The sequence below is a fragment of the Croceibacterium salegens genome (assembly GCF_009827435.1).
Classification (GTDB): Bacteria; Pseudomonadota; Alphaproteobacteria; order Sphingomonadales; family Sphingomonadaceae; genus Croceibacterium_B; species Croceibacterium_B salegens.
The window spans coordinates 1-24398 of the sequence record NZ_WTYM01000026.1 but is presented as its reverse complement, the minus strand read 5'-3'; the positions used below and the strand labels follow the sequence as shown (position 1 = coordinate 24398).

At 65.9% G+C, this 24398-nt stretch carries 21 protein-coding genes and 1 pseudogene; 8 read left to right on the top strand and 14 right to left on the bottom strand.

Translation table 11 applies throughout. The features are described from left to right. Positions 1-81: 81 nt before the first annotated feature. Positions 82-960: pseudogene (gene ligD / locus GRI89_RS02760) on the top strand (non-homologous end-joining DNA ligase); the annotation flags it as partial. On the opposite strand, the gene GRI89_RS02755 reads toward ligD, so the two are convergent. The 7 genes from GRI89_RS02755 to GRI89_RS02725 all read right to left on the bottom strand — a co-directional run bounded on the left by GRI89_RS02755 (position 957) and on the right by GRI89_RS02725 (position 7585). Further along, positions 957-3185 carry a beta-glucosidase gene (locus GRI89_RS02755; protein ID WP_159791971.1) on the bottom strand — a complete coding sequence of 743 codons (2229 nt, stop codon included), beginning with the start codon at positions 3183-3185 and terminating at the stop codon, positions 957-959. The pseudogene ligD and the gene GRI89_RS02755 sit on opposite strands and share 4 nt — an antisense overlap. A gap of 97 nt (positions 3186-3282) precedes the next feature. Continuing rightward, positions 3283-4095: a sulfite exporter TauE/SafE family protein gene (locus GRI89_RS02750; RefSeq protein WP_235912733.1), complete on the bottom strand. Its 813-nt coding sequence runs from the start codon at positions 4093-4095 to the stop codon at positions 3283-3285. A 111-nt stretch (positions 4096-4206) separates the two neighbouring features. Beyond that, positions 4207-5262 (bottom strand): enoyl-CoA hydratase/isomerase family protein, encoded by a 1056-nt coding sequence (locus tag GRI89_RS02745; RefSeq protein WP_328598052.1) that lies wholly within the window; start codon positions 5260-5262, stop codon positions 4207-4209. Further along, positions 5259-6404 carry an acyl-CoA dehydrogenase family protein gene (locus tag GRI89_RS02740; RefSeq protein ID WP_159791969.1) on the bottom strand — a complete coding sequence of 382 codons (1146 nt, stop codon included), beginning with the start codon at positions 6402-6404 and terminating at the stop codon, positions 5259-5261. Before GRI89_RS02740 ends, GRI89_RS02745 begins: the two co-directional genes overlap by 4 nt. 52 nt (positions 6405-6456) lie before the next feature. Next, positions 6457-6642 (bottom strand): I78 family peptidase inhibitor, encoded by a 186-nt coding sequence (locus GRI89_RS18230; RefSeq protein ID WP_328598051.1) that lies wholly within the window; start codon positions 6640-6642, stop codon positions 6457-6459. 110 nt (positions 6643-6752) lie between these two features. Beyond that, the gene (locus GRI89_RS02730; protein ID WP_159791965.1) at positions 6753-7142 is read right to left on the bottom strand and encodes a Rid family hydrolase; all 390 of its coding nucleotides are present in this window, start codon (positions 7140-7142) and stop codon (positions 6753-6755) included. Then, on the bottom strand, positions 7139-7585 hold the full coding sequence (locus tag GRI89_RS02725) for a hypothetical protein (RefSeq protein WP_159791963.1): 447 nt from the start codon (positions 7583-7585) through the stop codon (positions 7139-7141). The genes GRI89_RS02730 and GRI89_RS02725 overlap by 4 nt, the downstream gene beginning before the upstream one ends. A gap of 104 nt (positions 7586-7689) precedes the next feature. Here GRI89_RS02725 and GRI89_RS02720 point away from each other — a divergent pair, with 104 nt between their 5' ends. Both GRI89_RS02720 and GRI89_RS02715 read left to right on the top strand, forming a co-directional pair. Then, positions 7690-8148 (top strand): MaoC family dehydratase, encoded by a 459-nt coding sequence (locus GRI89_RS02720; protein WP_159791961.1) that lies wholly within the window; start codon positions 7690-7692, stop codon positions 8146-8148. Positions 8149-8180: 32 nt separating this feature from the next. Further along, positions 8181-9128, top strand: a complete 948-nt coding sequence (locus tag GRI89_RS02715) for a TauD/TfdA dioxygenase family protein (RefSeq protein ID WP_159791959.1) — start codon at positions 8181-8183, stop codon at positions 9126-9128. Between the two features lie 114 nt (positions 9129-9242). Here the strand turns inward: GRI89_RS02715 and GRI89_RS02710 are convergent, their stop codons facing one another. Genes GRI89_RS02710 through GRI89_RS02700 form a run of 3 tightly spaced genes read right to left on the bottom strand, consistent with a single transcriptional unit; the run spans position 9243 to position 14507 of the window. Continuing rightward, on the bottom strand, positions 9243-11033 hold the full coding sequence (locus tag GRI89_RS02710; RefSeq protein ID WP_159791957.1) for an acyl-CoA dehydrogenase C-terminal domain-containing protein: 1791 nt from the start codon (positions 11031-11033) through the stop codon (positions 9243-9245). Between the two features lie 10 nt (positions 11034-11043). After that, positions 11044-13374 (bottom strand): 3-hydroxyacyl-CoA dehydrogenase/enoyl-CoA hydratase family protein, encoded by a 2331-nt coding sequence (locus GRI89_RS02705; RefSeq protein ID WP_159792100.1) that lies wholly within the window; start codon positions 13372-13374, stop codon positions 11044-11046. Next, entirely contained in the window at positions 13374-14507 is a 1134-nt protein-coding gene (locus tag GRI89_RS02700; RefSeq protein WP_159791955.1) for a thiolase family protein, read from the bottom strand. The genes GRI89_RS02705 and GRI89_RS02700 overlap by 1 nt, the downstream gene beginning before the upstream one ends. Positions 14508-14662: 155 nt before the next feature. On the opposite strand from GRI89_RS02700, the gene GRI89_RS02695 reads away from it, so the two are divergent. Both GRI89_RS02695 and GRI89_RS02690 read left to right on the top strand, forming a co-directional pair. After that, complete coding sequence (locus GRI89_RS02695) at positions 14663-16342, top strand: long-chain-fatty-acid--CoA ligase (protein WP_159792098.1); 1680 nt, start codon at positions 14663-14665, stop codon at positions 16340-16342. Then, positions 16339-16719 (top strand): MerR family transcriptional regulator, encoded by a 381-nt coding sequence (locus GRI89_RS02690; protein ID WP_159791953.1) that lies wholly within the window; start codon positions 16339-16341, stop codon positions 16717-16719. Before GRI89_RS02695 ends, GRI89_RS02690 begins: the two co-directional genes overlap by 4 nt. On the opposite strand, the gene GRI89_RS02685 is transcribed toward GRI89_RS02690, so the two are convergent. The 4 genes from GRI89_RS02685 to GRI89_RS02670 all read right to left on the bottom strand — a co-directional run bounded on the left by GRI89_RS02685 (position 16716) and on the right by GRI89_RS02670 (position 21785). Then, positions 16716-17171 (bottom strand): DUF3237 domain-containing protein, encoded by a 456-nt coding sequence (locus tag GRI89_RS02685; protein ID WP_159791951.1) that lies wholly within the window; start codon positions 17169-17171, stop codon positions 16716-16718. The genes GRI89_RS02690 and GRI89_RS02685 overlap by 4 nt on opposite strands. Continuing rightward, complete coding sequence (locus GRI89_RS02680) at positions 17168-18457, bottom strand: flavin-dependent oxidoreductase (protein WP_159791949.1); 1290 nt, start codon at positions 18455-18457, stop codon at positions 17168-17170. Before GRI89_RS02680 ends, GRI89_RS02685 begins: the two co-directional genes overlap by 4 nt. Before the next feature lie 107 nt (positions 18458-18564). Beyond that, a complete protein-coding gene (locus GRI89_RS02675) occupies positions 18565-19599 on the bottom strand; it encodes an ACP S-malonyltransferase (protein ID WP_159791947.1) in 1035 nt (344 codons plus the stop codon). Next, positions 19599-21785, bottom strand: coding sequence for a dehydrogenase E1 component subunit alpha/beta (locus GRI89_RS02670; protein ID WP_159791945.1), 2187 nt, complete (start codon positions 21783-21785; stop codon positions 19599-19601). Before GRI89_RS02670 ends, GRI89_RS02675 begins: the two co-directional genes overlap by 1 nt. A gap of 170 nt (positions 21786-21955) precedes the next feature. Here GRI89_RS02670 and GRI89_RS02665 point away from each other — a divergent pair, with 170 nt between their 5' ends. The 3 genes from GRI89_RS02665 to GRI89_RS02655 all read left to right on the top strand — a co-directional run. Beyond that, on the top strand, positions 21956-23023 hold the full coding sequence (locus tag GRI89_RS02665) for a maleylacetate reductase (protein WP_159791943.1): 1068 nt from the start codon (positions 21956-21958) through the stop codon (positions 23021-23023). Beyond that, positions 23023-23886 carry a dioxygenase family protein gene (locus GRI89_RS02660; RefSeq protein WP_159791941.1) on the top strand — a complete coding sequence of 288 codons (864 nt, stop codon included), beginning with the start codon at positions 23023-23025 and terminating at the stop codon, positions 23884-23886. The genes GRI89_RS02665 and GRI89_RS02660 overlap by 1 nt, the downstream gene beginning before the upstream one ends. A 72-nt stretch (positions 23887-23958) precedes the next feature. Then, positions 23959-24398, top strand: a 440-nt coding sequence (locus tag GRI89_RS02655) for an FAD-dependent monooxygenase (RefSeq protein ID WP_159791898.1), incomplete at its 3' end; no start/stop codon positions are given.

Genomic DNA, 24398 nt, shown 5'->3' with positions numbered 1-24398 from the left:
TATCGGCATAAGATGCAGGCGTAGCGATACCTGACTCGAATTGCGCCTCGGCAAGAACGGCGTGGGGGAGGAACGAAAGGACCTGCGATGACGCCAGCTGACGATCCTGAAGTGAAGATTTCCAACCGGGATCGGGTGATTTTTCAAGACAGTGGGCAGACCAAGGGTGACCTGGCCGACTACTACGCCTCGATTGCACCCTTGATGCTGCCATTCGCGGCCGGACGACCGGTCAGCCTCGTACGCTGTCCGCAGGGGCGGGCAAAGAAATGCTTCTTCCAGAAACACGACACCGGTGGCTTCGGACCGCAGGTTCACACGGTGCAGATCCCGGAAAAGAGTGGGCAGAGCGACGACTATCTCTACGTCGAGGATGCAGGCGGACTGCTCGGCTGCGTGCAGATGGGCACCATCGAATTTCACGGCTGGCAGGCGCGCGCGGACGACGTCGAACTTCCCGACCGGCTGGTGTTCGACCTCGATCCCGATTCTGGGCTTGGCTATGCCGAAGTGACCCGGGCGGCTGCGGATATCCGCGACCGGCTCGTCGCCGACGGGCTTGAGAGCTTCGCGATGCTATCGGGCGGAAAGGGCGTCCACATAGTCGCCCCTTTGTCGCGGGGGCATTCGTGGGATTCCCATCGCGACTACGCGAAAGGACTGGCTGACCTTGTTGCCGAAGCCGAACCCGACCGCTTCACCGCAACCATGAGCAAGGCGAAGCGTGAGGGCCGCATCTTCATAGACTGGCTGCGCAACCAGCGCGGAAACACCTCGGTGCTGCCCTACAGTGCCCGCGCTCGCGCCGGTGCGCCCGTAGCCGCGCCGGTGACGTGGGACGAACTTGCCACTGCGGCGAACGCGCACCCTTACTCGATCTCAGACGCAGCGCGGCTCATCGAACGCGCCGCGGGCAAGGACCTCGCCGGCTGGGGGATCGTCGAACAGGCGCTGCCCTAGGGCTTCCACTCCGGCGGCAGGTGACGGGCCGGCAGGCTGATGTAGGCGGTGTCGGCCATGTCGCGCGAGCTGTAGCCGACGCTGACCGTGTAGTCGCCGTCGCGCCGCAACCAGCCCGGGCCTTCGCTCGATTCCGCGCCGGTGTCCCAGACGGAGAGCAGGCGCGGGTCGACCTTGATGCCGACGACCGTGCTCTGACCCGGCTCCAGCGTGACCTTGGCGAAGCCGCCGAGGCGGCGCAGTTCCGGCCACTCCGGTCCCGAGAGATAGAGCTGGGCGACGTCGGCCCCGGCACGATCGCCGGTGTTGGTGATCCTGACAGTCGCAACGATGCCGTCGCCCATCGGCCGCACGGTGAGGTCGCTGTATGCGAACGAGGTGTAGGACAGGCCGTAGCCGAACGGGAACAGCGGCTCGAAGCCCTTGGCGTCGTACCACTTGTAGCCGACCAGCACGCCCTCGTCGTAAGTCGTCGTGCCCGGGTGTGGTTCCTCCGGATGTGGCAACTGGTCGAGCGAGCGCGGGAAGGTCGCCGGCAGGTGACCCGACGGGTTGACCGTTCCCGTCAGCACGCTGGCGATCGCCGCGCCGCCCATGCGGCCGGGGAACCATGCCTCGACGATGCCCTTCACCTTGTCGGCCCAGGGCATCATCACCGGGCCGGCGGTTTCCAGCACCACGACAGTGTTGGGATTAGCCTTGGCGACGGTGGCAACCAGTGCGTCCTGTCCCTCGCCAAGCGTGAGCGGCACGTCGATGCTTTCGCTCGCCCATTGGGTCCCGAAGACGATTGCGATGTCGGCCTCGGCGGCGAGTTGCGCCGCCTCGTCGGGGTCGTCACCCGAGGAGTAGGCGAAGGTCGCGCCGGGAAGCTGGTCCTGCAGCCCCTGCAGCGGGGCGGAGGGATTGAACACCACCGGTCCCGGCCAGGTGGTCGGCGCGATGCCTGGTACGGCGTTGACGCCGTCGGGATAGACCTGGCTCGATCCGCCGCCCGAAATAACACCCTTGTCGGCGTGTCCGCCGATAACCGCGATACGCTTGGCGCCGGTGAGGGGAAGCAGGTTGTCCTCGTTCTTGAGCAGCACGATCGCCGCTTGCGCGTCGGCCTGGCTGACGGCGCGGTTGGCTTCGAACGGGATCGGGCTGGCCGCCTCCACCGGGTTGTCGATCAGGCCGTGGGCGAACATCGAGCGCAGGATGCGTCCGGCCATCGTGTCGATCATGCCGTTGTCGATTTCGCCGCTGTCGAGTGCGGCCTGCAGTTTTTCGGCGCCGAACCAGTCGTCACGCTGCAACCCGTAGCCGGATTCCTGGTCGAGGCCGGCGCGTACCGAGGGCGCGGTCGAGTGGGCCGCGCCCCAGTCGGTCATGACGTAACCCGGCCAGTTCCAGTCGGTGCGCAGGACCTTGGTCAGCAGCCAGGGATTTTCGCAAGCATGGATGCCGCCAACGAGGTTGTAGGCGCACATCACCGAGCCCGGATGCCCCTGCTCGATGGCGATCTGGAAGGCGAGCAAGTCGCTCATCCGGAACGCACTTTCCTCGAGCTCGAAATTCCCCGTGTTGCGGGCGGTTTCCTGGTCGTTGAGGGCGTAATGCTTGATGGTCGAGATGATCTCGTTCGACTGGACGCCTGCGATGAACGGACCGACCATCGACCCGGCGAGCAGCGGATCTTCCCCGGCGTACTCGAAATTGCGCCCATTGCGCGGCTCGCGCATCAGGTTGACGCTGCCCGCGAGCATCACATTGAAGCCGGTAGCCCGGGCTTCCGACCCGATCATCGCGCCGCCGGCATAGGCTAGCGCGGGATCCCATGTCGCCGCGGTGGCGAGGCCCGAGGGAAGTGCGGTACGCGCTTTCTTGTCGACCGCTTCCTGCTGCGAGGCAACGCCGATCCCGGCGTCGGTTTCCCATTGTGGGGGGATTCCGAGTCTGGGGATGCCGGGTACGTAGCCTGCAGACCCCAGCCGCACTTCCTCCGGCGGTACGTAGGGTGCAGCGGTGCTGCCGGGGAAGCCACCGAACGGGCTGCCGAAGTAGCCCTTGAGCAGGATCAGCTTCTCCGCCGGGGTCATCTGCGCGAGCATCGCCGCGGCGCGCTCGTCGGGCGTCCCGGTCGTATTAGCGGCCATGACCACGTCCTGGTCCTGCGCGGCGGCCGGCATCGTCCAGGCAAGTGCAAGCACGCTCGCGGCAAGAATCGGCTTGATAACGTTCATTTGTACCTCTCCTTGCTCCGGCTTCTGCCCTGCCGTTTGCCGATTGCCAAGCGCCGGGGGTGCGTAAAGCGGTGCAATCGCACCGAAACCGGCGACGTCAGCTGAAGATCATCTTCAGCGCCGAGACGATCAGCATTCCCGCCAGCGCATAGCGCACCAGGTTCTCGTTGACCTTGCCGGTAACCAGCGAGCCGGCGATGATTCCCGGAATCGAGCCGAGTAGCAGGCTGGCGAGCAGCCAGGCATCGACGTTGCCGAGCCACGAATGGCCGATGGCGGCAACCAGCGTCAAAGGAACGGCATGAATGATGTCGGTGCCGACGATCTTCTTGGTCCCGAGCCGTAGTGGATAGAGGATCGCCAGCATCACGGCGACCAGCGCCCCGGCACCGACCGAGGTCAGCGTGACCAGCGCTCCAATGATCGCCGCACCGAGCACGGTGAAGGTGTACTGCCGTTTGCGCAGGCGCGGCAATTGCGGCGAAAGCTTGAGCCGCAGGTTGTGCAGCGGGTGGTTAAGATAGGGCCGCAGCACCATCAACACCGAAGTCACCAGCAGGGCACCGCCGAGCAGCAACATCAGCAGTTGCGATTCGAGCCGTCCGTGGTGGTAGAAGCCAAGCCATAACAATGTCAGGATCGCTGCCGGAATGCTGCCGAGGCACAGCCGGCCGACGAGTTTCCAGTCGGCGGAACCGAGGCGGTGATGGATGAGGCCACCAGTGGTCTTGGTGATCGTGGCGAACCACAAGTCGGTCCCGACCGCGACCGCGGGGCTGAAGCCGAACATGAGTATGAGCAGCGGCGCCATCAGCGATCCGCCACCCACGCCGGTCAGGCCGACGAGGAATCCGACGAAGCCGCCGGCGAGCGAATAGCCGAGATTGAGACCGTCCATACGGTCAGCCAATCGCCGCCCATCGGCGACCGCGACGTATGCCAGGCCCCTTCATCGTTCGCAGGGTTGCCTTGTGCAGCACACAATCGCAAGCGGAACGATGCAAGGAATTGTTTTGCTGCCCTAAAGCGGGGCGTTGGGACTCCATTCTTCGTCCGGCGAAAGCGGTGCGAAAATCGCGTCCAGCATGTCCGCGGCGACGCCAGGCGGGTCCGCCGGATTCCACTGCGGGTTGTTGTCCTTGTCGACCAGCACCGCGCGGACGCCCTCGACGAAATCGGGGCGCAACATCATGCGAGCGGCGATGCGGTACTCGGAGGCCATTTCGGCGGCAAAGTCCGGCTGGACGAGACCCTCGGCGAATTGCCGCAGCGCCACCTTGGACGTGGCCGGGCACTTGGCAGCAACCGCCTTCAGTTCCTTGGCCGCCCAGTCCGACGGGTCGGCCGACAGCGCAGCGATGATTTCCTCGAGGCTGTCGGAGGCGAACAGGCGGTCGATGCGCTCGGCATTCCCGGCGATGCGCGCATCGGGCGGCGTAGCGGAAAGCTCGTTGAGGATTGCGGTTATGTCGGTCGGATCGACGATGATCCGCGCTTTTGCTTCGGCCAGGGCGTCGCTCGCAAGGTAATGCGTTGCGAGCCCGGCCCACAGGCACTCTGCCCCGTCGAGCCGCGCACCGGTCAGCGCGAGGAAGACACCCGTACGGCCCCTGAGCCGTGGCAGGTACCATCCCGCTCCGACGTCGGGAAACAGGCCGATCGCACCCTCGGGCATGGCGAACAGCGTGTTCTCGGTCGCCACGCGATACGTCGCCGGCTGGCTGATGCCCACGCCGCCGCCCATCGTCACGCCGTCCATGAAGGCGACGATCGGCTTGGGGTAGGTGAACATCAGGTGGTTGAGCTGGTATTCGGCATGGAAGAAGGCGCGTCCTGCCGCACCGCCATCCTCCAGCGCCGAGCGGCGCACCAGTTGCACGTCGCCCCCGGCGCAGAACCCGCGGCCCTCGGCATGGTCGAGCAGCACCGCGGCGAACCCGTCGTCGGCGCGCCACGCGAGCAGCTTCTCGCTCATCGCCTCGCACATGCCCTGTGTCAGGGCGTGCAGCGCCTTGGGCCGGTTGAGCGAGACATGGCCGACCGCGCCGTGGCGGTGGAGGTGTACTTCGCCTGTCACTGCCGCAGCAGGTCCCGGCCGACGATCATCCGCATGATCTGGTTGGTGCCTTCGAGGATCGAGTGGACCCTGAGGTCGCGCCAGAAGCGCTCGATCGGGTAGTCCTGCAGGTAGCCGTAACCACCATGCAATTGAAGCGCATCATTGACCACCGCCGAACATTCATCGGTGGCGAAACGCTTGGCCATGGCCGCGAAACGGGTCTTGTCCGGGGCGTTCTCGGTCACCTTGGCGGCAGCGAGGTAGAGTAGTGCGCGGCTCGCTTCGAGCCGGGTGGCCATGTCGGCGAGGGTGAACTGGGTATTCTGGAAATCGGCCAGGGCCTGGCCGAACTGCTTGCGCTCCTTGGTGTACTTCACCGCCTCGTCGAGGCAGCGTTGCGCACCGCCCAATGAGCAGGCGCCGATGTTGATGCGCCCGCCGTCGAGCCCCATCATGGCAATGCGGAATCCCTCGCCTTCGCCGCCGATCATGTTCTCCGCCGGCACGCGCACGTTGTCGAGGTTGAGCGCAGCGGTCGGCTGCGAATGCCAGCCGAGCTTCTTCTCCTGCGCGCCGAAGCTGACGCCCTCCATGTCCTTCTCGATGACGAGGCAGGAAATGCCCCTGGGGCCATCCTCGCCCGTGCGGACCATGGTGACGTAGATGTCGTTCTCGCCCCCGCCGGAGATGAACTGCTTGGTGCCGGTCACCAGCCAGTCGTCGCCGTCCCTGACCGCCTTGGTCTTGAGCGCCGCGGCGTCCGAGCCGCTGCTCGGCTCGGTCAGGCAGTAGCTGGCGAGCTTGTCCATTCCGATCAGGCTCGGCAGGTACTTGTCCTTAACGGCCTGCGCGCCGAAGCGGTCGATCATCCAGCAGGCCATGTTGTGGATCGAGATGAAGGCGCTGGTCGAAGGACAGCCATAGGCCATCGCCTCCATGATCAGTGCCGCCTCGAGGCGGCCGAGGCCGATGCCGCCGGACTCTTCCGAAACGTAGATCGAGCCGAAACCGAGTTCGGCCGCCTTCCGGATCGTGTCGCGCGGGAAGATGTGCTCCTCGTCCCACTTCGCGGCGTGGGGCGTGATCTCGTCGGCGGTGAAGCGCTGCGCCATCTCCTGGATGGCGAACTGGTCGTCGGTAAGGGCGAATTGTCCGGTCATGAGGTCCTCTCGCGCAGGCCCATGCCGCGAAGCCGTTTCACATGCAACCGCCTCAGGTGCAGCTTGCCTGTGTGATCACATAATCGTCGTCGTAGCTGACGGTCAGCCGGTCGGGACGGAAGTCCATCGTCACCGCGGAGCGCGGCGGAACCCAGCGCAGAGTCTTGGCACCGGTGGCGGCGAGCATTTCCTCCCCCAGTTCGGGAGTCGCCTTCTTGCCGATGAAGCTGTTGGCCACATCGCTGCTGCACTCGCCAGCGGGCGCTCGGGTCGGCCGATCCACGTCAGGCGTCGTCGTTGCACAGGCGGCGAGAGCCAAGATCGCAATAGGGGCAAGCGAGGTTCGCATCATTCGTCTCCGATCACCGCTTCGGCCTCGATCTCGACCTTCCAGCTCGGATGGTAGAGCGCGGCAATGGCGACGAGGGTTCCCGTCGGCCGCACGTGGGCGAGCGCACGGGTGAAGGCGGCGGTGATCGCGTCGGCATCCTTGATGTCGGTGGCGAACATTCGCACGCGCACCACGTCCTCCATCGCGCCGCCGAGCTCTTCGATGTAGCCCTTGATCAGCGCGAAGCAGCGGTCCGCCTGCTTGCCGGCGTCGGGCGAGACCGATCCGTCTTCCTCGACACCGATGGTGCCGGAGCAGACGATGCGGTTTCCGGTGCGCAATGCGCGGGTGAAGCCGGCCTGTTCCTCGAAAGGCGAGAGCGGCGGGATGCGGGTGCGTTTGCTCATTCGCACTTCGTGTAGTCGAAAGCTTCGGGCGATGCACCTTCTCCGAATTCGCGCCGTACCAGCACCTTGCCGCCATTTCGCAAGTCGAGGATTTCGTCGCGTTGCCATTCCATCCCTTCGCCAGTGAAGGAGTAGTTCCCGCGCAGGCGGCCTTCGGTCGATGACGTCACCTCGTCGAGCGTCCCGGTCGATTCGTAGAACCTGAGGGTCGAGGCATCGATCGTCAGCAGGCCCTTGGCCGCCGCCGGGTCGCCCGAGCAATCGTTAGCGTTGAGGCCCCAGCGGCCCTGGAACTGGATCGGAATTTCGGTCGGCAGCGGGGCGGGCGCCGGAGCGGCGGCCCCGGTCGCCGATGCTGTCGGAGCGGGCGTATCGTCCGACTGGGAGCCGCAAGCCGTTAGGCCAAGTCCGAGCGCGACGAGGGGTATGGCGGAAAATCGCATGGGGTGACCTCCATCTGACACTGGCCATCCAACACCGGAACGGCCGAACCTTTCCTGTAACGGCGAAAAAAGCCGTGATAGTGACATCGGCAAAGGAGAGTGAAATGGCCGGATTGTGGCTAGAGGAATTCGAAGTCGGGCAGGTTTTCGACCACCCGTTGCGGCGCACGCTGACCGAAACCGACAACCTGCTGATGAGCGCGCTGACCCACAATCCTGCGCCGCTGCACCTCGATGCGGAGTACATGAAGGAAACCGAGTACGGTCGGATCCTGTTCAATTCGTGCTTCACGCTGGCACTGATGGTCGGGATCAGCGTCAACGACACAACGCAGGGCACCGCAGTGGCCAATCTCGGCTGGGACGAGGTCCGTTTTCCGGCCCCCCTGTTCATCGGCGATACGGTGCGGATCGAGACCGAGGTGCTCGACGTGCGCCAGAGCAAATCGAGGCCCGACCAGGGCATCGTCACCTTCGCGCATCGGGCTTACAATCAGGACGGCGTGCTGTGCGCGCAGTGCAAGCGGGCGAGCTTGCAGCGCAAGCGTCCGGTTGCTATGTAGTTAGCAAGCTAAGAATATATCGGAGAGGCGCTATGCCCCTGCAAGTAGACCCCATCCTCCCGCGCTTCGGCGCTTATTGCTCGGGCCTCGACCTGACGCGCAAGCTTTCGCCCGAAGAGGTGAAGCAGGTGACCGACGCCATGGACACCTGGGGCGTGACCGTGTGGCGCGACACCGGCATGTCGGACGCTGACCACGTCGAATTCAGCCGCAACTTCGGCTACCTCGAGCGCGTCCCGGCGCGCGAGGGCATCAAGTACCGCCTGCCGTTCCGCGAGCTGTTCGACGCCAGCAACCTCAACCCGGAGGGCGAAATCACTCAGGACCCGGCGGCGATTCAGTACCGCAAGGGCGACCGGCTGTGGCACACCGACAGCGCCTTCATGGAAATGCGCACCAGCTACTCGCTGCTGCTCGCCCACAGCGTTCCGCCCGAAGGTGGCGAGACCTGGTTCGCCGATACGCGCAGCGCGTACGACGACCTGCCGCAGGACATGAAGGATTTCCTCGAGGACAAGGTCGGCATCAACTCGCTGTGGTGGAGCCGCAAGCTCGCCGGGGCCGACATTCCCGACGAGGAAATCGACGCCCGCTTCAAGGCGCGCCACCCGCTGGTCCACGTCCACAAGGGTTCGGGCCGCAAGTCGCTGTTCATCGCCGCGCACACCATGGACATCGAGGGCATGGACAAGGCCGAGGGCAGGGCGATGATCAGGCAGTTGATCGAGCACTGCACCCAGCCGCAATACGTCTTCAGCCACAGCTGGCAGGTCGGCGACATGGTCATCTGGGACAACCTGTGCTCGATGCACCGCGGCGGCGAATACGCCTACGACAAGTACAAGCGCGACATGCGCCGTACCACGGTGCGCGAAGGCACCGAGCCGCACACGCAGGACCTCGACGACCAGTTCAGCGTGCTGTTCTCGAACAGCCCGAAAGTCGTCGACATTCAGGGCGCGCGGGTGGCGGGGCGGTAAGAGCCAGACCCGACATTTCGTCATTGCGAGCGTAGCGAAGCAAGCCAGGGCTGCTCCGAGCCACCCTGGATTGCTTCGTCGCTTTGCTCCTCGCAATGACGAAGAACGTGGCGGCTAAAATGCCTCGACCGGCATTTCCATCATGCTCGCCTTGCCGCGCTTGATCGCCAGCACCAGCGAGCTCGCCGGCGGCAGCATGCGGTCGAAGAAGAACCGCGCGGTGACAATCTTGGCCTTGTAGAAATCCGCTTCGCCGGTGCCCTCGGCCAGCTTCGTGTGAGCCAGCACGGCCGACTTGCCGAAGCAGTAGCCCATCGCGACCATGCCGAGCAGCCGCAGGTATTCGGTCGCCGCGGCGCCGGCTTCCTCGGGATCGGCGAGGCCCTTCTGGGCGATCGTGCCGGTAGCGAGCTGGAGGGCCTGGAAGGCCTTCTCGAAGGCTTCGCCCATCTTGCCGAATTCCTCGTGCGCCTTCAGTTCCTCGACGAACTGGGCGACCGGGTGGAAGAAGCTGCGCAGGTAGCGGCCATTGTTCGCACCCATCTTGCGGCCGACGAGGTCGAGCGCCTGGATGCCGTTGGTGCCTTCGTAAATCTGCGCGATGCGCGCGTCGCGGACGTACTGCTCGACCCCGCTCTCGCGGATGTAGCCGTGCCCGCCATAGACCTGCACCGCGAGGTTGGCGCTCTCGAAGCCTAGATCGGTGAATAGCGCCTTCACCACTGGAGTCATCAGCGCGACGAAGTCCTCGGCGCGTTGCTTGGCCTCGGGTTCGGTGCCTTTTTCGGCGGTTTCGAGCGCGCGGGCGACCCAGCCGCACACGGCGCGGCAGCCTTCGTTGTTGGCGCGCATGGTCATCAGCATGCGGCGAACGTCGGGGTGGACGATGATCGGATCGGCCGGCTTGTCGGGATACTTCGCGCCCGACAGCGAGCGACCCTGCAGGCGGTCCTTGGCGTACCACACGGCCGACTGGTAGGCGGCCTCACCGATACCGAGGCCCTGCACGCCGACAGCGACGCGCTCGTTGTTCATCATGCGGAACATCGCCTGCATGCCCTTGTTGGGCGTGCCGACGAGCCAGCCGGTGCTCTCATCGAAGTTGAGTTGGCAGGTGGCCGATGCCTTGATGCCCATCTTGTGCTCGATCGCCGCGACCGAGACGTTGTTCGGCTTGGACGGACGACCCTGGTCGTCGAGCAGCAGCTTGGGGACGAGGAACATCGAGATACCCTTGATGCCCGCTGGGGCATCGGGGAGCCGCGCCAGCACGAGGTGGACGATGTTCTCGGTCAGGTCCTGCTCGCCGGCGGAGATGAAAATCTTGCCGCCGGAAATCTTGTAGCTGCCGTCGTCCTGCGGCACCGCCTTGGTGCGCAGCAGGCCGAGATCGGTCCCGCAATGCGCCTCGGTCAGGCACATTGTGCCCGACCAGGTGCCTTCGACCATCTTGGGCAGCCAGGTGTTCTTGAGATCCTCGCTGGCGAAGTCGATCATCGCCGTGGTCGCGCCGTGGGTCAGGCCGGGATAGAGTCCGAAGCTGACGTTGGTCGCGCTGATCATCTCCTCGACCAGCTTGTTGACCGTCTCGGGCAGGCCCTGTCCGCCCCACGCCGGATCGGCGGCGAGCGCGCACCAGCCGCCCTCGCGGAACTGGTCGTAGGCCTCTTTGAAGCCCTTGGGAGTGCGGACCACGCCGTTTTCGAGGTGGCAGCCTTCCTCGTCGCCGCTGCGGTTGAGCGGCAGCAGCACGCCGGTGGCCAGCTTGTTCGCTTCCTCGAGGATCGCGTCGAGCAGATCGGTGTCGAACTCCTCGTTCGCCTCGACCTTGCCGAACGGTTCGTCGGCGAAGAGTTCGTGGAGCACGAAGCGCATGTCGCGCAGGGGGGCCTCGTAGACTTGCATCGTCTCTCTCCTAGTTCCTCAGCGGCTTGCCGGTTTCGAGCATCGTCTCGATCCGGGCCAGCGTGCGCGGGTCGTTGAGCCGCGCCATGAATTCCTTGCGCTCGAGCGCGAGCATCTCGTTCTCGGTGATCGGCTGGACGGGGTCGCCATCGCCGCCGGTCAGGACGGTCGCCAGCGCCTCGGACACCACGACATCGTAATCGGTGGCGAGGCCGCGGTTGTGGAAGTCGGTCACCGCCAGCATCAGCGCCGCCTTGCCGGCCGGGCCGGGCAGGGTGAAGTCTGGCGGCTCAGGCGCCTTGTAGTCCTCGGCCAGCGCCAGCGCCTTCTGCTTGGCTTCGTAGAGCAGGCGGTCGCGGTTCATCGTCACGCCGTCGGCCGGACGTAGGAAGCCGAGTTCCTTGGCGTTGGCCGCCGACTTGGAAACCGTGGCGGTCGAGACGATCTCGAACACCTTGGCCACCGCGGGCATCGGGCCCTTGGGCATCTTGGGCATGTGCTTCCAGCGGTCGAGCATCTCGCCGCAGCCACCCCAGGCGGGGATCAGCCCGACGCCGCATTCGACGAGGCCAACGTAGAGTTCGGCATGGGCCTGGATTGCGTCGCAGTGGAGCAGGATTTCACAGCCCCCGCCAAGCGCCATCCCGGCCGGCGCGCCGACCACGGGGAAGGGCGCATACTTGAGCGCCTTGTAGGCAAGCTGCCCGCCGCCGATGAGCTGTTCGATCTCCGGGAAGGCGGCGATGTTGTAGGCGAACAGCGCGAGACCGAGGTTGGCCCCGGCGGAAAAGTGCGTGCCCTCGTTGTAGACGACGAGCGCCTTGTAGTCCTTGGCGACGAGCCCGGCGGCCTGGCCGATCAGCTTCATTACCTCGCCGTCGAGCGCGTTCATCTTGCCGGTGAACTCTAGGCACACCACGCCGTCGCCGATGTCCCACAGCGCGGCGCTGGAATTCTTGATCAGCGGCTTGCTGGAAAGCTTGAGGTCGGACAGCAGCAATACGCCCTCGGCGCGCTCGACGTCGTGGTATGCGCCGTCGGTGCCGAGGTATTGCCGCTTGCCGCCCTCGACGCGGTAGAAGGTCCGGCCCGAGGCGAGCTTTAGCAGTTCGGGGACCGGCTTGCCCTCGGCTTCAAGGCGCCTGGCGACATAGTCGGCGCCGAGCTTGTCGATCCACTCGAACGGCCCGAACTTCCAGTTGTAGCCGAGCTTCATCGCGTCATCGACGCCGACGATCGTGTCGGAAATTTCCGGCACCAGCGCCGCGGCATAGGCCACGGTGTTGCCGAGTACGGTCCAGGCGTACTTGCCGTACTTCCCGTCCATTTCGACCAGCGCCTTGAGGTCGCCCTTGGCGGCAGCGCCGGACGGGACCGAAGGCTTGGCGGCGACATGATATTCGCCGCTCGCAAGATCGATGGCTTCGAGCGTACGCTTTGCCCCATCCTTGTTCATGCGGAAGAAGCCGCCCTTTCCCTTGCGGCCGGTATAGCCCTCGGCGATCAGCTTATCGATCAGCGGCTCGATGCGGGCGATGGCCTGGTAGGGATCGTCCTTCGGCAGCGTGGATTGCAGGCTAGCCATGAGATGCGGCTGGAGGTCGAGCCCGACGAGATCGACCAATCCGAAGATGCCGGTCTTAGGCACGCCCATCGGCTTGCCGACAATGGCGTCTGCATCCTCGACTGAAACGCCAAGGTCGAACGCGCCGTTGACACCGGTCTGGATCCAGTATGTGCCGATGCGATTGGCGATAAAGCCGGGCGTGTCCTTGCACCAGACCACGCTCTTGCCGAGCGTGCGGTCGACGAAGGTCTCGACGTGCTCGACGATCTCTTCGCTGGTGTGCGGGCTGGTCACCAGTTCGATCAGCCGCATGTAGCGCGGCGGGTTGAAGAAGTGGGTGATGAGGAACGAGGCCTTGAAGTCGTCCGAACGGCCCTCGGTCAGCATCGCCAGCGGGATTGACGAGGTGTTGGAGGAGATCGGCGTGCCGGCCTTCCGGTGGACTTCGATCTTGGCATAAAGACTACGCTTGATGTCGAGGTTCTCGATGATCGCCTCGACGATCCAGTCGCACTCGAAAATCCGGCCGAGATCGTCGTCGATGTTGCCGGTCTCGACAAGTTTGGTCGCCGCGGGCGTCATGAACGGGGCGGGCTCGGTCTTGAGCATCTTGGCCACGGCGCCTTCGGCAATGGCGTTGCGGTTCGGGCCGTCCTTGGCAGGGATGTCGAGCAGGAGCACGGGAATACCCGCATTGGCAACCTGCGCGGCAATGCCCGAGCCCATCACGCCCGAACCGATGACGCAGACCTTCTTGATCGAAGCGTCAGCCATCATGCGGCCTCCAGGATCGTGGCGATGCCCTGGCCGCCGCCGATGCACTGGGTGGCGAGCGCGTACTTGCCGCCGTCGCGCTTGAGGATCGCGGCAGCCTTGCCGACGATGCGCGCGCCCGTGGCGCCGAGCGGGTGGCCGATGGCAATGGCGCCGCCGTCGATATTGACCCTGGCTTCATCGAGCCCGAGGTCGATCATCGAGGCGAGCGCCTGGCTGGCGAAGGCTTCGTTAAGTTCGACCACGTCGATGTCGGAGGCCTTGAGCCCGGCGCGTTCAAGCGCTTTCATCGAGGCTCCGACCGGGCCGATGCCCATGATCTCAGGCGCGCAGCCGGAGATGGCGACCGACTTGATCCTTGCGATGACCTCGAGCCCGTTGGCCTTTGCGAATTCGGCGCTGCAGACCAGCGTTGCCGAGGCGCCATCGGTCAGCGGGGAGGAGGTGCCCGCGGTCACCGTGCCGTCGGCCTGGAAGGCGGGCTTGAGACCGGCGAGACCCTCGGCAGTGGTGTCGGGGCGCAAGGTGCCGTCCTCGCTGATCGTGGTGTCGCCCTGCACGATGGGGATGATCTCGTCCTTGAACTTGCCCGCGGCCTGCGCGGCGGCGGCCTTCTTCTGGCTGGCCACGGCAAACCGCTCCTGCTCGGCGCGGGCGATGGCGTACTTCTTCGCGAGGTTTTCGGCGGTGTCGCCCATCGAGATGTAGGCGTGGCTGTTCTTGGCCAGCTGGGGGTTAGGCATGGGGTTGAAGCCGCCCATCGGCATCCGGCTCATCGATTCCACCCCGGCGGCGATGAAGCACTCGCCCGCGCCGAGGCAGATCTGTCCGGCGGCGTAGTGGATCGCGCTCATCGAAGAGCCGCAGAAGCGGTTGATGGTGATGCCGCCGACGCCGTTGGGCAGGCCGGCCAGCAGCACGACCAGCCGCGCCATGTTGAAGCCCTGCTCGCCCTCAGGGAAGGCGCAGCCGAGCGCGAGATCCTCGATCTTGCCGGGATCGACGCCGGTCCGTTCGAGCAAGCCCTTGACGACCTGCGCGGCGAGGTCGTCCGGCCGGACCCGGGCCAGCGCGCCCTTCGTCGCAAAGGTGAACGGGGAGCGGGCGTAGCCGGCGATCACGACTTCGGTCATCGGGAAGAACCTCTCTGGACTTGGCACGAGACTCGACCGCGTGCCGGAATATTCCCTATAGGTGCGCGAATTGACCTATACGTCAAGCAAATTTTGCTGCACAGTGCGATTCGCGCTGTCGGTCGATGGCGCCTTAGGAGTTTCGAGTGACGGGCATGTCCGATAACGGTCAATTGGGCGAAAAGTTCACGGTCCTGCCAGAGCTGAAACCGCGCGTCCTGTCCCAGTTGCTCGACGATGCCGCGGCGAATTTCCCTGAGCGCATCGCCCTGGATTTCTTCTCCCGCGAATGGACTTACGCCCAGCTCGCCGACGAGGTCGAACACGCTGCGGCGGGCCTCGCCAAGCTGGGCCTGGCCAAGGGCGACCGCTTCGCGCTGTGCCTGCCCAACACGACCTATTACGTGATCCTCTACTTCGCCGTGCTCCGGCTCGGCGGGATCGTCGTCAACCTCAACCCGCTCTACTCGTGCGACGAGCTCGAACACCTGCTGCACGACAGCGGCGCGCACATGGTTGCGGTGCCCGACGTGAAGTCGATCAGCGACAAGGTCATCGAGATTGGCCAGAAGTGCGGCGTCGCGCACGTCGTGCTGTGCCCGCTGGCCGACGCCATGCCGCCGCTCACCGGCCTCGGCTATCGCCTGACGCAGATCGGGAAGCGCTCGCGGCCCCGCGACCATGCCCTGTTCATCGGCTGGCGCGAGCTGATGGCGCAAGGCACCGAATACGCGCGCGCCGACCTCGACCCCGACGATATCGCGGTGCTGCAGTACACCGGCGGGACGACCGGCGTGCCCAAGGGCGCGATGCTGACCCACGCCAACCTTGCCGCCAACGCGCGGCAGATGCTGATCCATGCCGAAGGCGGGCGCGAGGGCGTGCAGGAACGCACCACGGCGGTGCTGCCGATGTTCCACGTCTTCGCGCTGACGACGGTGCTCAACTACTCGATCGACATCGCCGGCGAGATCGTGCTGCTGCCGCGCTTCGAGATGAAGCGCTTCATTGCCAGCGTGAAGCGCAAGCCGCCGACGCAGTTCTTCGGCGTGCCCACGCTCTACATCGCGCTCAATTCGCTGCCGCTCGGCGAACTGCCCGACTTTACCGAAGTGCGCGCCTTCGTTTCGGGCGGCGCGCCATTGCCGCTCGAAGTGCGACAGGCGTTCGAGAGGCGGACGAAGACCCGCGTTGTCGAGGGCTACGGTCTGACCGAGGCGAGTCCGATCATCACCTGCAACCCGCTGCTCCACGGCGAGATCAAGGACAACAGCTGCGGCCCGCCCTTTCCCGGAACGGTGATCGAGATCCGCGACCACGAGCATCCCGAAAAGCTGATGCCGCAGGGCGAGCGCGGCGAGGTTTGCGCGCGCGGTCCGCAGGTCATGAAAGGCTACTGGAAGCGCCCCGACGCGACCGAAAAGACCTTCTACGACGGCGCGCTGCTGACCGGCGACATCGGCTACCTCGACGAGGACGGTTACCTTTTCCTGGTCGACCGCATCAAGGACCTGATCCTGTGCAGCGGATACAACGTCTATCCGCGCAACATCGAGGATGCCGCCTACGAATTCCCCGCGGTTCACGAGGCGATCGCCATCGGCGTGCCCGACCGTTATCGCGGCGAGGCGCCTTGGCTGTTCGTCGCACCCAAGGCGGGCATGACGATCGACGTCGAGGAGTTGCAGGCCTTCCTCGCCAAGCGGCTCAACAAGATCGAGGAGCCCGACCGCATCGAAGTGCGTGACCACCTGCCCAAGACGCAGGTCGGCAAGTTGTCGAAGAAGGACCTGATCGCGCAGGAGCACGACCTGATCCGCGAGGGCGCGAAATGAAGCCGGCAGACCTCTGGGGCATCCAGGACGTCGCCAACGAGCTCGGCGTTACCCATCGCACGCTGCGCTTCTACGAGGACAAGGGGCTTATCAGCCCGCAGCGGATCGGTTCGACCCGTGTTTACACCCGGCGCGACCTCGGGCGGATGAAATTGATCCTGCGTGGCAAGCGCCTCGGCTTCAGCTTGCGCGAGATCAGCGAATTCCTCGAACTCTACGAGGTCGATGCCGACCAGCACCACCAGATCGAGGCCCTGCTCGAGCGGGTGCGGACCCGGCTGGAGGACCTGAAGAACCAGCGCAAGGCGATCGAGGAGACGATCCGCGAACTGAGCGAGATCGAGAAGGAGTCGGTCGCCTTTCTCGCGCGCGGCTAGGCGACGCGATAGACCGAGAGGCTGACGGTCGATCCGACCTTGCCTCCCGTCGCCAGGAACAGCGAGCGATTGACCCAGTCGTAGGCCGGCGCGCCGCATTCGAGGCGGATCGCGGTGCGCATGTAGTATTCCGACAGCGGCACCTGTTCGCCCGCGGCGATGCGCGCGGCGACCTCGGGCGAGGCGTCGCGGATGCCGCGGCTGATCACCTCGATCACCGCGCCGTCCGGCGTCTCGATGGCATAACGCGCATCTAGCTGGGCGACCCCGTTCGCCGTCACCGTCTGCCAGTCGGCGCCGACGTTGAGGATGCGGCCCTGCAGGAGCGGTCCCGTCACGGTGCCGCCGACGATGGGGATGATGCGCCGGGTACCGCCCGGAGCCTCGCCCATCTCGTGCGGCGCGGACAGCTGGGCCACGATGTCGCAGGCGTGTTCGAGCTGCGGAATCATGCCTCCACCTTCGCCACTTGCGCGCCTTCGGGGATTGTCCGCGGCGCAGCGTTGAGGCGGTCCTTCGCGAAGCCCGCAGCCCGCTGGTAGGCCAGCATGAAGGCGGCGCGCTCCTCGGACGGAATCACCGCGTCGATGTCATCGAACTCGCCGCCGCAACGGTCTTCGACCATGTTCAGCAGGCCGAACGGGCCGGCGCCGCGATTGCGCAGGGCGATATGGCCGATGGGGCCGCAGAACTGCTCGTCGTAGGCGGCAAGGCTTGCCTCGGTGACGCCGTGGTCGAGCATGGACTTGCCGATCTGGCGTGCGTCGATGATCGCCTGCGAAGCTCCGTTCGAGCCGGTCGGGTACATCGGGTGTGCGGCGTCGCCAATCAGCGCCACCGGGCCATCGACCCAGGTCGGCAACGGATCGCGGTCGATCATCGGGTTCTCGTAGGCGATCTCGGAACTGGCCAGCAGGGCAGGGAGGTCGAGCCAGTCGTAGACGAAATCCTCGAACTCGTGGGCGAACTCGTCGAGCCCGACCGGGCGGAACCAGCCCGACTTGGCCCAGTCGTGATCGGTGTCGTAAGTCTTTTCGGCGACCCAGTTTATGTCGGCCCTGCCGTGCTCGTCGGGCTGCGAGATTGGATAGAAGACCACGCGGTGGCGGCTGGTGCCGAGGCCGACGAACGAGGACCCGCTGCGGATCGGTTGCCCGCGCGAGGTGCCGCGCCACATGATCGTCCCGCCCCAGTGGATCGACGGTTGGTTCGGGTGCATCTGCGCACGGACCGCGGAATGAATCCCGTCGGCACCTAACAGCAGCGCGCCGTTGAATTCGCGCGGTCCCTCGGGCGTAGCGACGAGCGCGGTGACCGATCCGTCGGCTTCCTTGCGGTACCCGGTGACCCTGTGATCGAGCAGCAGCGCGTCCGGCCCGAGCCGCTCGATCACCTTCCGCGCCAGCAGGAGGTGCAGCCGTCCGCGGTGGAGCGCGTACTGGTGCCACCTGTACCCGGCCAGCTTGCCGCGCGGCTCTGAATATATTTCCTTGCCGTTGAGCCCGACCAGCGCCCATTCACGCGCCGGGATGCCGACTTCGCCGAGCTCGTCCTCGCCGATGCCGAGATCGTGCAGCTCGCGCACGGCATTGGGCTGGATGTTGATCCCGACGCCGAGCGGCCTCAGTTCGCGCACGCTCTCGAACACCGTGCACGGCACGCCGATCTGTTCGAGCGTGAGCGCCAGTGCGAGGCCGCCGATACCGCCACCTGCAATCAAAACCCTTTGCTGCGGCATCCGCTGGCACCCTCGTTCGTTCGATCCGGCATCGCGCGAGTCCGGCGCGAGCCGAGGGCGTCTAGGCAAACCCGCCGGACGAGGCAATGTGACCGTATCGAGTGTAACTAGCTTGCCGTTACGAGCGGGCGCTGCTCGGGCATTCCCATCGAGGCGAGCAGCGGGGTCTCGGCCTGCCGCTCGCGGAAATCCGCTTTGCTGCCCATTCCGCGCCACTGGGCGAGAATCAACGACTGCGCCACCGCGCCTCCGAGCGTCGTGCCGGGGCCGAGGACGATGAACAGGTCGGGCGCGAACTCGCGCGCGGCGGCGGTCACAGCGCGGGTGAAGTCGTAGCTCTCGGTCACCTGGTGGCCGAGGGTGTAGTCATGGAGCGCCGCCACATCGGTCGCGGCGGGCCACCAGACATTGCCGCGCCCGTCGATCAGCGGCTGGTTCGGTTGGCCGAACATTCCTACCGGTAGCGCCGCCCGTCCGGCCGCGGCCACCGGCTCCTGCAACCGCGTGTGGAACGCGGCATGGTTGCCGAGCCGCATCGGGAAGCGCTCCTGCACCGGCGGAACCGCCTTTTCGAACGCTTCGAGCCCGACGGCATTGCCGGCCAGCACCAGCATTCCGCCAAGGTCGATCGACAGGTACAGTTGCTTGTCCGGCTCCGCGCCGATTGTCGCGACAAGGTCGAGAAGTTCGCGCTTGCGCTCGGGGCGGGGCACCCAGTCATCGTCCAGCCACGGGTAGATCGTCTGTCCGCCGATCAGCGCCTGCTGCATCAGCGTGCCCATGGTGTTTGCGACGCGGAATCCGTTCTCGGGCGAAAGCGCCCCGCCGCAAGCCAGCGCCGAGTACCAGCCCATCGAATTGCCGGTCACCGCGACCACCTCGATCGCCGTGCGGTCGATGGCCAGGAAATCGCCGAGCGAGGCGGCGAAGATAAGGCCAGAGGCATTGTCGCCGCGCGAATGCCTGGCGAGCGAGAACCGCTCCGCGCCGTCGAGCGCGCTCAGCGTGTCCTGCCCCGCCTCGGCGCGCAGGGCGTCGAACCGGCGCAGCAGGGCGGCGTCGGGGAAGTGCCGGCCGAGGTAGCCGAGCTCGGCCGCGTTGTAAGTCCCGCGTCCGGGGCAGATGACGACGGCGGTCTGCATCACTTGCGGCCCACCAGGTCGAGCGCGGCGGCAATGATGCTGTCGCGCGAGGGCATGGTCGCGGCATAGGCCGGGCCGGTCGGGATGAAGCTGTCTTCTCCCGTGAGGCGCGCGTGCGGCAGTCCGGTCTCTTCCTCGACCAGCGCCATCAGCGCTTCGGCCACCCCGCCGCTGCGCCGGGTCTCGTCGACGATAAGCGCCGCGCCGCAGTCCTTGAGCGCCTTCGCGATGCCCTCGACCGGCAAGGGCGAGAGCCAGCGGACATCGACAATGCGCGCCTTCACGCCATTTGCGGCGAGCAGCGGCAGCGCCTGCTGCGCGAGGTATGCGCCGTTGCCGAAAGTGACGATGGCGAGGTCCTTGCCCGCGCCGTGCACCCCGACCTCGCCGATCGGGATCCTTTCACCGGGCGCGGGATAGGTCCGCATCCAGCCGCCGTCGCCGGTCTCGTGAAGGTCGCGCATCGGGTAGAGCGCTATGGGTTCGAGGAACACCACCAGCCGCTGCTCCTCGCGCGCCAGCCGCACGCATTCGCGCAGCATCTTCGCCGCATCGGCCCCGTTCGACGGGCAGGCGAGGATCAGGCCGGGGATGTCGCGCAGCACCGCCACCGAATTGTCGTTGTGGAAGTGCCCGCCGAAGCCCTTCTGGTAGCCGAGACCGGAAATCCGCACGACCATCGGGTTGGTAAATTGCCCGTTCGAGAAGAACGGCAGCGTCGCCGCCTCGCCCCGCAGCTGGTCCTCGGCGTTGTGCAGGTAGGCGAGGAACTGGATCTCGGGGATCGGGATGAAGCCGTTCTGCGCCATGCCGATGGCGAGGCCGAGGATCGACTGCTCGTCGAGCAGGGTGTCGATCACGCGGGGCGAGCCGAAGCGTGTCGAGAGTCGCTGGGTGATGCCGTAGTTGCCGCCCTTCTTCGCGATGTCCTCGCCCATCATCACGATCTCGCCATGCTCGAGCATGAGGTCGGTCAGCGCCATGTTGATGAGCTTGCCCATCGGCTGGGGCTTTTCCATCAGCGCCATATCCGATCCGAACAGCTCGGCTCGCGTCTCGGCATCGGGGCCGTTGCTCGGCCGACATTCGCGCCGCGGCGGGATCAGGCTGGCCATGACCTCGTCGGCGGTTTCGAGATGTGGGCGGGTGACGGCTTCGGCCGAAACGCGCGACACGCGTTCGGCGGTGTTCCGGTAGATATCAAGCGTTTCATTCGCAGAAAGTACACCGACTTCGCCAAGCTGGCGGGCCATGTGCAGCAGCGGGTCCTGCGCCTCCTCGGCCTCGACCTCTGCTCGCGAAAGATAGGCCATCGCCACGTCCGCCCCGGCATGGCCATAGAGCCGGATGGTGCGCACATGCAGGAACGCAGGCTTGCGCCGGGTGCGAACGTAGAGCGCGGCCTGCTGCGCCAAGCGATAAGTCTCGTAGATGTCGAGCCCGTCGCACTCGAAGTATCTGATTCCGGGCCGGTTTTCGAAGTTCGCCTTGATCCAGCCCCTCGGCGTCTTGGTCGAGATGCCAATGCCGTTGTCCTCGCACACGAACAGCAGCGGCAATGGGACCGACTGGTAGCTCGTCCACCCCGCGGTGTTGAACGCGCCCTGCGCGGTCGAGTGGTTCACCGAGGCATCGCCGAACGAGCAATAGACGATGGCGTCGTCGGGCAACTGCCGGAACTCGGGCGGCTGGCGCCTGGCAAGGCCGATCGAATAGGCCGCGCCCACCGCCTTGGGCAGATGGCTGGCGATGGTCGAGGTCTGCGGCGGGATGTTGAGCGCTTTGGAGCCGAGAACCTTGTGCCGTCCGCCCGAGATCGGGTCCTCGCTCGAGCAGGCGAAGGAAAGCAGCATGTCCCAGGCGATGGTCTGGCCCGGAACCTGCGCGGCGCGCTGGATCTGGAAGGCGGCGTCGCGATAGTGGAGGAAGGCCATGTCGGTCGGCCGCAACGCCGCGGCCACCGCCGCCATGCCCTCGTGTCCCGAGGAGCCGATAGTGTAGAAGCCCTTGCCCGTCGCCTGCATAGTCCGGCTTTCGCGGTCGAGCGCGCGGGTCAGGCAGGCCGAGCGGAAGATCGATACGGCAAGTTCCGGGGCGAGCGTCCGATCGGGCGCATTGCCAGCCGGAAAGTCGCCCACCGCCACCCGGCGCAGGAAGTTGTCGTGAACGATACTGGCGCGGTCCATGCCGGGAGCCTCGAATGCGAAAGTACCGGCGTTGGTCGGCCAGCGTGACAGCCCCCTAGCAGCCGAACTGCAGGGTCGAAAGATAGTTGCATGAGTAACCCGCCGTTCCCTGCAGGGATCGCGGCACGAGGTTGTTCACCCGGCCCCAATCGCCCGCTAGACGGTCTGGCATGGAGCCATTCGCTTACAACGCCTTGCCGGGCCGGTTCGTGTTCGGCCGAGGCACGATGTCCGAGTTGGGCAGGGAGATCACGGCGCTCGGATGCACGCGTGCGCTCGTACTGACGACGCCCGGGCAGGCCGGCATGGGCGAGCGGCTGGTGGCGCAACTTGGTGATCTCGCCTGCGGGCATTTTGCCGGCGCGGCGATGCACACGCCGGTCGAAGTCACAGAAACGGCGATGGCAAAGGTGGCCGAGACCGGCGCGGATTGCGTGGTGGCGATCGGCGGAGGTTCGACCATCGGGCTGGGCAAGGCGATCGCGCTGCGTACCGACCTGCCGCAAGTGGTCGTGCCGACGACCTACGCCGGTTCCGAGGCTACACCAGTCCTCGGCCAGACCGAAAACGGCGTGAAGACCATTCAGCGCAACATGAGGGTACTGCCCGAGGTGGTGGTCTACGACGTGGAACTGACGTTGGGCCTGCCGGTGGACGTGACGGTGACATCGGGGCTCAACGCCATCGCCCATTCGGTCGAGGGCCTCTACTCGCCCGACGCCAATCCGCTGACCTCGCTGCTCGCCGAGGACGGCATCAGGGCGCTGGCTGGCGCCCTGCCGCGACTGGTCGCCGATCCGACAGCTTCGGGCCCGCGTTCGGATGCGCTCTATGGCGCGTGGGCCTGCGGCGTGACCCTGGGCGTGGTCGGCATGGCGCTTCACCATAAGCTTTGCCACACGCTCGGAGGGACCTTCGGCCTGCCGCACGCCGCGACGCACTCGGTGATCCTGCCGCACGCCATGGCCTATAATGCCCGCGCAGCAAGCGGAGCCATGGCCAGGGTTGCCCGCGTGCTCGGTGTCGAGCAGGCGCCGCGGGGGATGTGGGACCTTGCAAAACGCCTTGGCGCGCCGATGACGCTTGCAGAACTCGGCATGCCGCGCGAGGGTATCGGCCGCGCGGTCGATCTGACCATGGCCAATCCGTACTGGAACCCGGAACCGCTCGATGCGCACGGCCTGCAGAAGCTGCTCGAAGCAGCCTGGGACGGCCGGCCGCCGGAGGAGATGCATTGATGAACGCCGTAACGCCCGAACAGATTACCCGCTCGGCCCTCGCCAGTTTCGCCGGGGCGCCCGATGGCCGTACCCGCGAACTGAGCAACGCGCTCATCCGCCACCTCCATGCCTTCGTCACCGAGGTCGATCCGACGCCGGCCGAATGGATGGGCGCCATCGAATTCCTCACCCGGGTAGGCCACACCTGTCAGGGCGCACGGCAGGAATTCATCCTGCTCTCCGACGTGCTCGGTGTGTCGATGCTGGTCGATACTCTGCAGCAGACGGAAGAGGACGGGGTTACAGAGAGCACGGTGCTCGGGCCGTTCTACGTGGAGGAACCGCCGATCGCCGAGCAGGGCAGCCGGATTACCGATAGCGACGACGGCATCCCGCTGTGGGTCGACATCGAGGTGACCGACAGCGCCGGCAAGCCGCTCGAAGGCGCGATCGTCGATATCTGGGAGGGCGGTCCAGACGGGCTCTACGATGTGCAGCGCGACTTGCCTGAGGGCGAATACGACCTGCGCGGGCGCTTCAGGACCGACGCCGATGGCCGCGTGCGGTGCTGGGCCGTGGTGCCGGTCTCGTACCAGGTTCCGGCCGACGGCCCGGTCGGCGACCTTCTCGCGAAGACGGGTCGGCATCCCTGGCGGCCCGGCCATGTCCACTTCAAGCTAGCCGCGGACGGCTTCGTGCCATTGGTCACGCACCTGTTCCCAAGCGGCGACCCTTATCTCACCTCCGATGCGGTGTTCGGCGTCAAGCCGTCGTTGATCATCGAACTCGACGAACACGACCCTGGCGAGGGTCCCGCGGGACGTGAAATGAACGCCCCGTGGAAGAGCCTGCACTACACCTTTGCCCTGAGCCGCGAATGAGGCCAAAGCCGCGGCGGCGGATTCGGTGAAGTAGCTTGGGGTTAGTGAATTCATGTGCGGCGGAGTCAGGGTTTGAAGACGCAGGTTTGCATAATCGGCGCGGGGCCGGCGGGATTGTTGCTTGGCCACCTTCTGCGTGCCGAAGGTATCGAGTGCGTGGTGCTGGAACGTCGCTCGCCCGCCTACGTGCTCTCGCGCATCCGCGCCGGGGTGCTCGAAGGGATCACGGTGTCGCTGATGGAGCGGCTCGGCCTCGATGCGCGGCTCAAGGCAGAAGGGCTGCCGCACGACGGGTTCAACCTCGCCGACGGCGAACGGCTGATCCGCATCGACATCGCCGAACTGACTGGCAAGCAGGTGGTCGTCTACGGCCAGACCGAGCTGACCAAGGACCTCATGGACGCGCGCGAAGAGCGCGAGCTTGAAGTGGTTTACGAGGCCGAGGATGTGGTGCTTCACGAGGCCGAGGGCGATGCGCCTTATGTCACCTTCACCAAGGACGGGGCCGGGCA

Excerpts from the sequence above, each read along its gene's own strand:
- GRI89_RS02755 (WP_159791971.1), bottom strand. The coding sequence starts at position 3,185 with ATGAACGTTATCAAGCCGATTCTTGCCGCGAGCGTGCTTGCACTTGCC.
- GRI89_RS02740 (WP_159791969.1), bottom strand. The coding sequence starts at position 6,404 with ATGACCGGACAATTCGCCCTTACCGACGACCAGTTCGCCATCCAGGAG.
- GRI89_RS02730 (WP_159791965.1), bottom strand. The coding sequence starts at position 7,142 with ATGAGCAAACGCACCCGCATCCCGCCGCTCTCGCCTTTCGAGGAACAG.
- GRI89_RS02725 (WP_159791963.1), bottom strand. The coding sequence starts at position 7,585 with ATGCGATTTTCCGCCATACCCCTCGTCGCGCTCGGACTTGGCCTAACG.
- GRI89_RS02720 (WP_159791961.1), top strand. The coding sequence starts at position 7,690 with ATGGCCGGATTGTGGCTAGAGGAATTCGAAGTCGGGCAGGTTTTCGAC.
- GRI89_RS02715 (WP_159791959.1), top strand. The coding sequence starts at position 8,181 with ATGCCCCTGCAAGTAGACCCCATCCTCCCGCGCTTCGGCGCTTATTGC.
- GRI89_RS02710 (WP_159791957.1), bottom strand. The coding sequence starts at position 11,033 with ATGCAAGTCTACGAGGCCCCCCTGCGCGACATGCGCTTCGTGCTCCAC.
- GRI89_RS02705 (WP_159792100.1), bottom strand. The coding sequence starts at position 13,374 with ATGGCTGACGCTTCGATCAAGAAGGTCTGCGTCATCGGTTCGGGCGTG.
- GRI89_RS02700 (WP_159791955.1), bottom strand. The coding sequence starts at position 14,507 with ATGACCGAAGTCGTGATCGCCGGCTACGCCCGCTCCCCGTTCACCTTT.
- GRI89_RS02695 (WP_159792098.1), top strand. The coding sequence starts at position 14,663 with ATGTCCGATAACGGTCAATTGGGCGAAAAGTTCACGGTCCTGCCAGAG.
- GRI89_RS02690 (WP_159791953.1), top strand. The coding sequence starts at position 16,339 with ATGAAGCCGGCAGACCTCTGGGGCATCCAGGACGTCGCCAACGAGCTC.
- GRI89_RS02685 (WP_159791951.1), bottom strand. The coding sequence starts at position 17,171 with ATGATTCCGCAGCTCGAACACGCCTGCGACATCGTGGCCCAGCTGTCC.
- GRI89_RS02680 (WP_159791949.1), bottom strand. The coding sequence starts at position 18,457 with ATGCCGCAGCAAAGGGTTTTGATTGCAGGTGGCGGTATCGGCGGCCTC.
- GRI89_RS02675 (WP_159791947.1), bottom strand. The coding sequence starts at position 19,599 with ATGCAGACCGCCGTCGTCATCTGCCCCGGACGCGGGACTTACAACGCG.
- GRI89_RS02670 (WP_159791945.1), bottom strand. The coding sequence starts at position 21,785 with ATGGACCGCGCCAGTATCGTTCACGACAACTTCCTGCGCCGGGTGGCG.
- GRI89_RS02665 (WP_159791943.1), top strand. The coding sequence starts at position 21,956 with ATGGAGCCATTCGCTTACAACGCCTTGCCGGGCCGGTTCGTGTTCGGC.
- GRI89_RS02660 (WP_159791941.1), top strand. The coding sequence starts at position 23,023 with ATGAACGCCGTAACGCCCGAACAGATTACCCGCTCGGCCCTCGCCAGT.